The sequence below is a fragment of the Blautia sp. CAG:237 genome, assembly GCF_000436615.1.
Classification (GTDB): Bacteria; Bacillota; Clostridia; order Lachnospirales; family Lachnospiraceae; genus Blautia_A; species Blautia_A intestinihominis.
In genome coordinates this window covers 58,481-65,158 of sequence record NZ_FR886706.1, presented here as the reverse complement: position 1 = coordinate 65,158, position 6,678 = coordinate 58,481, and the positions used below count along the sequence as shown (strand labels likewise).

The 6,678-nt window shown below is 44.9% G+C and carries 7 protein-coding genes; all 7 read right to left on the bottom strand.

From position 1 onward, the window contains the following. Positions 1 to 114 precede the first annotated feature (114 nt). A complete protein-coding gene (locus tag QZL69_RS03825) occupies positions 115 to 1,314 on the bottom strand; it encodes an SPOR domain-containing protein (protein ID WP_022213902.1) in 1,200 nt (399 codons plus the stop codon). 7 nt (positions 1,315 to 1,321) lie between these two features. Then, the gene (locus QZL69_RS03820) at positions 1,322 to 2,989 is read right to left on the bottom strand and encodes a M56 family metallopeptidase (protein ID WP_291518144.1); all 1,668 of its coding nucleotides are present in this window, start codon (positions 2,987 to 2,989) and stop codon (positions 1,322 to 1,324) included. Positions 2,990 to 2,995: 6 nt separating this feature from the next. Next, positions 2,996 to 3,121, bottom strand: coding sequence for a hypothetical protein (locus tag QZL69_RS03815; protein WP_291518142.1), 126 nt, complete (start codon positions 3,119 to 3,121; stop codon positions 2,996 to 2,998). 6 nt (positions 3,122 to 3,127) lie between these two features. After that, positions 3,128 to 3,517 carry a BlaI/MecI/CopY family transcriptional regulator gene (locus QZL69_RS03810; protein WP_022213900.1) on the bottom strand — a complete coding sequence of 130 codons (390 nt, stop codon included), beginning with the start codon at positions 3,515 to 3,517 and terminating at the stop codon, positions 3,128 to 3,130. 81 nt (positions 3,518 to 3,598) lie between these two features. After that, on the bottom strand, positions 3,599 to 4,516 hold the full coding sequence (locus QZL69_RS03805) for a hypothetical protein (protein ID WP_022213899.1): 918 nt from the start codon (positions 4,514 to 4,516) through the stop codon (positions 3,599 to 3,601). 254 nt (positions 4,517 to 4,770) lie between these two features. Continuing rightward, the gene (gene proC, locus QZL69_RS03800) at positions 4,771 to 5,565 is read right to left on the bottom strand and encodes a pyrroline-5-carboxylate reductase (RefSeq protein WP_022213898.1); all 795 of its coding nucleotides are present in this window, start codon (positions 5,563 to 5,565) and stop codon (positions 4,771 to 4,773) included. Positions 5,566 to 5,836: 271 nt separating this feature from the next. Further along, positions 5,837 to 6,397 carry a class IV adenylate cyclase gene (gene cyaB / locus QZL69_RS03795; RefSeq protein ID WP_022213897.1) on the bottom strand — a complete coding sequence of 187 codons (561 nt, stop codon included), beginning with the start codon at positions 6,395 to 6,397 and terminating at the stop codon, positions 5,837 to 5,839. Between the last annotated feature and the right edge of the window lie 281 nt (positions 6,398 to 6,678).

The window sequence follows — 6,678 nt, the reverse complement described above, 5'->3', positions numbered from 1 at the left end:
GCACATTTTGTTGAAGTTTCTTTATATTTTATTTTATCCTGAATTATTCCATAAAATAAGAGCGTTTTCCGATCTGATTTTCGAAAAACGCTCATTTATTTTATCTTTGTAATCTCATCCCTGGAAATCTCCGGAATACTTCACATAAGCATCTACACAAAAATTCTGCGCGGAAGCCAATGCTGCATTTGCCTCGCTTTCGGACTGATATATACCTGCTGTGACTACATAAAATTTTTCTGGATTAAGGTTACTCCAGTCTGTTGTGACAAATACCTGTGCATCATAGCCGCTGCTTCTCATGCTTTGCGCATAAGCATCTGCATCCTCTTCGCTTTTGCCTCCATAACACCAGATTCCATAAAATGGAGTAGTGGCACTCTGCTGTGCAGGTTCATTTTGTCCTGCAATTGCATCCACATTATAAGGTGCAATTTCTCTTTCGAGTTCCAGCGTATCGGGATCAATCTCTGCTCCTGCAAGGAATATTCCATTCTCATCATATAATCCCATACTCACCAGCCAGCGACCTCCGGCTTCCCAATAAAAAGGCTCTCCGGCTTCGCAGCTTACGATAATCTCATCTGGAACTCCCAGAGATTTTTTTAATGCGGCAATCTGTTCTTCTGAGAACTGCGTATCTGCCTTTACTGTATAGTCATAAAATGGAATTTCTACAAGTGCCGATTCGAATTTATTCCATTCTTTTTCTGTGATGGTTTTTGTACTTTCGTTTTTATCTGGCTTCTCGACGCTATATGCATACTCCCGGTGATATTTCCCGTCGGCTCCCTGTACATCAAGACTCTGCCTGTGTATGGATATCCTCTGTTCTACAGTATCTTTTAACTGATAGATTTTATATTCTTTATGGTCAGCCAGGCGCATGTATACTACAAATACATTTTTATCTGGTATATAATACATCTCACCTTCTCCACCATTCTGCCAGTTTGTCATAGAACCATCTGACTTTACTTCACCGTCTTCATATCTATAAAACAGGTATCTGTATGCATTATCGCTGTCCATTCCCCGCACGATCAGTTCTTTCGTTTTGTCATTATTGATATCATAGGCAGCATACATTACCGTTCCCAGATCTTCTACATCTGAAAAATTTTCTCCGTTTTCCAGAAATTTCCGATATGCCTGCTCCTCTTCTGAATCACCAAGTTCCAGGTATTCATCACTGTCTGAACTTTCTACTGTCTGCTGAGATGCATCTGCTGCCCATACGCAATTTAAGGAAATGCCCGCTGTACATATTCCCATGACAGCTGCCATGAGCAAATATTTTTCTTTTATTTTCATCGCTTACTCACTCCGTATAAGTATTCCCATTCTCATCGGTCCAGGTGCCGTCGCCATTGTCGGTATAGCCCACACCATCAGAATCACGGTAATAATAATCACCGTTTGTGGTCTGTTTTACATCAACGCTTCCGCTGCTGCTCTGGAGTTCATGATGTTCCAGCTGATTTCCAAAGTTATAATCTTCGTCATTCCAGGTCCTGTAGGAATTGCCGTATGCGTCTGCCCAGGTGCCGTCACCCTGATAACTGTAAGTAAATCCAATTTCATCAGAATAGGTTCCGTCCCCATTGTCCTGGAGCACCCTTGCATCATTCTCATCTTCTCCCGGGGCTACGATGGATGCCACACCGGAAGCACTGCTGAATCCGCTGGTATATGGCACGCCTGCTGGCAAATGTGCGTAGTGGTCGATATTATCGGTGTTTTCACCAGTGTTCCCGGAATCTGTGGAATCCGCATTGTCCTGCACGCTGTCTTCCGTTGAAGGACTTACAGAATCTGTCGTTGTCTCTGATCCTGTCACAGCCCCGGCAGTGCTCTCCATCCGATTGCTGGCATTATCCTGCAAGTTCTCTGCCACGCCAGAAACGTCTTCTGCATTTCCTGCGCCAGCCTGTCCATCAGAAATCGCCGGAGCATTCTGCATATCCACCAGTTCCGAAAATGGGGCAAAATCTGAATACGGTATGTCATCATCTGCCGCTCCATCAGAATTACCCTGAGCCGATGTACCCGTCCCCACTGGAAGCGCTGAAACCGTGAATGCCAGGTTCCCGCCAACAAGCATCAATGCCAGCAAAACACCCGGCAAAATTCCTCTCTTCAGCTTCCTGATACTCATCATATACAGAATCCTGTCTTTGAACACCATTCCACTGTCATTGAGACTTGCCGTCACATACGGAATCCTGTTTTCCATTGCAACCGTCCGAAGGAGCAGCTGTCGGTAAAGCCTGTGACCGCTCTGGTTCACCCGATGAATCACCGCAGTATCACACAGATTTTCAATATCCTTATCTGCCTCTTTCAACATGATAAGCAGAAATGGATTGAACCAGTAAATCGACGCACAGATCCGAAGAAGCATCTTGTACCAGAGATCTCCGTGGACATAATGTGTCAGCTCATGATAGAATACGAGTTTTCGCTCTTCCGCAGAATAACCGGTTGCCGGAAGATACAGTTTCGTATGAAAAAGCCCCGCAAGAAGCGGTGTAGTAAGACCTGCATTCTGTCTCAGTTCCGGCATCCTGCGGATCCGTTTGTCCCTGCACACTTCCCTGTACATCCGAAGACTTACCGGATCAGTGACCGGAAGGCTCATTCTTTCCAGATTTCTTATCGAAAGATGATACGCCAGAAATTCTCCTGCCAGTTTCAGCACCGCCACGATAAGCCAGACTGCTACAAAGATTCCTGTTGCCATTTCCATCCATTTACCAGTTTCATATACGGTATGGATCTTCTGTCTGGAAAAATCCTGATCCTGTACATTTCTTTTCTCCGGACGCATGGTTTCCTGCTGTGAAATATACTGTCCGTTTTCTGGTACAGTTGCAAAAATATCTTTTTCCTGCACAGAAATCCTGTCCGGACTGGATTTCTTCAGCTGCAGATCAACCAGCGAAATGCTGCCCGGAACCCGCACCGGAATAAGAAGGCTGACTGCCACAAACAGCTATATGAAATATTTCCATCTTGCGGAAACTCTGCCTTTGAGTGGAACCGTCAGCAGTTTTACCAGCAAAATAATGACCGCTGCAATAATATTCAGCTTCAGGATATGCAAAACCAATACTTCCACTGTCCGTTATTCCTCCCTGTCATCCAGCTCCTTAAGAAAATCGCTGAGATCCTGGATTTCTTCAGAACTGATCTTCTTGCCCTGATAAAGTGATGTCACAAATTTCTTAAGTGAATTTCCATAAAGTTTCTCAAGGACACTGCGGCTCTCGTGTGCCTGATAATCTGCCTGAGAAACCAGCGGTGTATACAGGTTCATCTTGCCCTGCCTGGTCACTTCTACGAAATTTTTGGCTTCCAGTCTGGTCAACAATGACAGGATCGTTGTCGGAGCAAGGTTTTTCTTCGTGTTGATCACCTTTTCGATCTCCGGTCTCGTCATTGGCGGAGTGCCATTCCACAGAACAAGCATAATGCCGAGTTCTGATTCCGGAAGCCTCTGATATGTTTTTTTCACTTCTTCGCCCCTCTCTGTCATCAATTTTCTACAAACGTAGGAATAACTTTATTGTATCACATCCTCCCTTAAATACAATCATTAATTCATCTCATTATAGCTGTTCCCGTTCTCATCACTCCAGGTTCCGTCGCCATTGTCTGTGAATCCTGTACCATTGTCATCACGGTAATAATAATCACCATTTGTAGTTTCAGTAACGGTCACACTGTTGCCGTCTGCATCCGTAAGGACATGCTGCTCCAGCTCTGCCCCCATGTAATGTGTATCATCATTCAGAGCCTGCCAGGTCTTTCCGTTTTCATCTGTAAAATAAACCTCATCATCAGTCGTATAGACGGTGCCGTCATCGCCGACATATTTGCTGCTGTAGTCTGAATAGATGGTTCTCTCTACAGAAACGGTGTTTCCCTCGCTGTCATACAGCGTCAGATCGGCTGTAGAAAGAATATCAGAATCTTTACTGCTGTCTGAAGAATCAGAACTGCCGGAACCGGAATTGCCTCCTGTTGTATCTGTTGAAGAAGAACCTCCATCCGTATTCTTGTCAGAAGATGTGGAACTGCTGTCTTTCGATGATCCGTTATCAGAAGATCCGCCTTTGCCATCCTTCCCTGTCAACGTAGGATTTCCCGGATAGGAAATAGATTCCACCATTTTTCTCACTTCCCCAATATCATCTGCATCCCTGGCATATCCTACCGCCATATACAGGCTGTTCCCTTCTGAAAAAATCGTCTGATAGCATGCTTCATAGGTATCATTACATTTCGCAACTCCGATTTTGGCATCGTCCAGGGCATATTTGTAAATGTTCACATAATCGCTTCCGTTCGTGAAACTTGCATATGCACCTTCCGTGTGGGCATCCTCCCAGTCCGAATTCACTGGCTGCGGATAAAAATCTCCGTTTTCCGCCGCCATAACGCTTCCTGCTGAAAAAATACTCAATGTTGCTGCTGCCATAAGTGCCATGATTTTTGCTTTTCTTGTTTTCATAATGGATGCTCCCTTTTCTGTGTTTATTTTCTACTTTTGTAGAAGTTGATTGTATTCTACATCTGTAGAATGTATGTGTCAATCCTTTTTTCTACAATTGTAGAAATATTTTCAACAACCATCGCAGCAGCGATATATCATCTATGTACAGTAAAAAAAATCCACTGTAACATCCTCCGCTCACAGTAAAAACAACTGCCGGATTCTGCTACAGTGGAAAAATCACACACCTGATATTTTATTTTTCTGAAAGATCACATTCCCTTTGCTTTCTTCACGCACTCTGTCTGTGCCTCGATCACTGCACTGCGGAAGCCTTTTTCTTCGAGGACGCGGACTGCCTGGATCGTGGTTCCTGCCGGGGAGCAGACCATATCTTTGAGTTCTCCCGGATGTTTGCCGGTCTCCTGCATCAGTTTCGCACTTCCGAGTACGGACTGTGCGGCGAATTTGTATGCCTGTGCTCTCGGCATTCCATCTGCAACTGCTGCATCTGCCATTGCCTCAAGGAACATGAACACATACGCCGGAGAGCTGCCTGAAACGCCTACGACGGCGTCCATCAGATGCTCCGGGATCACCTCTGTCTTGCCGAAGGTGTCGCAGAGTTTTACAGCAAGTGCAGTTTCTTCTTCTGTGACCAGTTCATTGACACAGAGGGCTGTCATTCCCTCTCCGACCATCGCCGGAGTGTTTGGCATGGTACGGATGACTTTTGTATTTTCGCCAAGGCGCTCACCAAGCCACTGCAGAGTCTTGCCCGGCGCGATAGAAATAAAAATCTGTCCAGCCTTTACACTGCCCCTGATCTCATCCAGAACGCCCTCCAGAAACTGCGGCTTCACTGCCAGAAAAACAACATCCGCAAAATCCACCACCTGCGCGTTGTTATCTGCCTTCCGGATGCCAAGTTCCTTCTCGATCTTCTCGCGGGTCTTGTCTGACTTCGCAGAAGCGATCATATCTGATGCTTCCACCTCTCCACTTTTCAGAATTCCCTTTAACATGGCTGTCGCCATATTTCCACAGCCGATAAAACCAATTTTCATGATAATCTTCCTCCTTGTGTGAAAACATAGTTAAGTTGCTCTGTCGCTTTACAAAATTACAGCGGCATTTTCTTTATCATACCTGTTTTCACACCAAAAGTAAAATACTAAATTTCTCTCATTTCTCGTCGGTCTCAATCACACACTGATATTTCCTGCTTTTCTTGTCATAGCTGATTCCCACCAACAAAATATTTCCTGTATACTGCCGGATAGATGCAGGATATTTTTTGTCTATAAAAAAAGTGTCAAGAAATTATTACTTGACATTTTATTTTTTCTTCTTTTTCAGAAACATAGACAGATAGGAGGTTCTCGTCGTATCCTGCATGGAATAGCCAAGCGTATGCAAGATCTGTTCCAGCTGATCGAGAGCCGCTTCCCGTTTCTCCTCCTCATCGACGATGATCTCCAGTTCCAGATAATCTCCCAGGTTCGTGACAGCATCCACGCAGGCAGTGATATTATCCCTGTGATAATACTGCCGAAGCTTCTCCACCACCGGAACCGGCCGGAAACCAATCCTCTCCAATATCTCCCGACAAACCGCCCCATCCCCCACTGATGTCTCCAACTCCTGCCTTGTCATAGAAGTATTATCAAGTTTTGCACCCTTATACGTAATCACAGCCGACCTCTCCCCCGTTCCCCGATTCTCTACACACCTCACCCGAAGTGCCTCATCCAACCCCACAAAATCATGATGCTCCGCCATATAATAAGTATCAGATTCCATAACAAACTTCCCCTTACAAAACCCAATCTCTGCCAGAGTTTCCTCTATACATTCCTTATCACTTATCCTTAATTTAATCTCAACTTCTATGCTCATAACTACTTACACTCCCACTATTTTTCTTCTAATATAGCACAATACATCCAACATGAACACCTCCCCCTTCCAACACCTGATCCATCCCCCATAGTATGGCATACTTCAGAAAAACCCTGCCCATAAGAACATCAAGCCTCAAAGTATCACATAAAAAAAGAGGAATCCTTCACACGAAAACCTCCCCACCTGAAACACCAGGAGAAATTTTCAAAGGATTCCCCACACAACAAAATTCTCGTCAAACACCCAGCCCAGGGTGTGCAGAGGGACTGGCGAAG

Bases quoted from the DNA above. Each gene is read 5' to 3' on its own strand.
- QZL69_RS03825 (WP_022213902.1), bottom strand. From the start codon at position 1,314: ATGAAAATAAAAGAAAAATATTTGCTCATGGCAGCTGTCATGGGAATA.
- QZL69_RS03805 (WP_022213899.1), bottom strand. From the start codon at position 4,516: ATGAAAACAAGAAAAGCAAAAATCATGGCACTTATGGCAGCAGCAACA.
- proC (WP_022213898.1), bottom strand. From the start codon at position 5,565: ATGAAAATTGGTTTTATCGGCTGTGGAAATATGGCGACAGCCATGTTA.
- cyaB (WP_022213897.1), bottom strand. From the start codon at position 6,397: ATGAGCATAGAAGTTGAGATTAAATTAAGGATAAGTGATAAGGAATGT.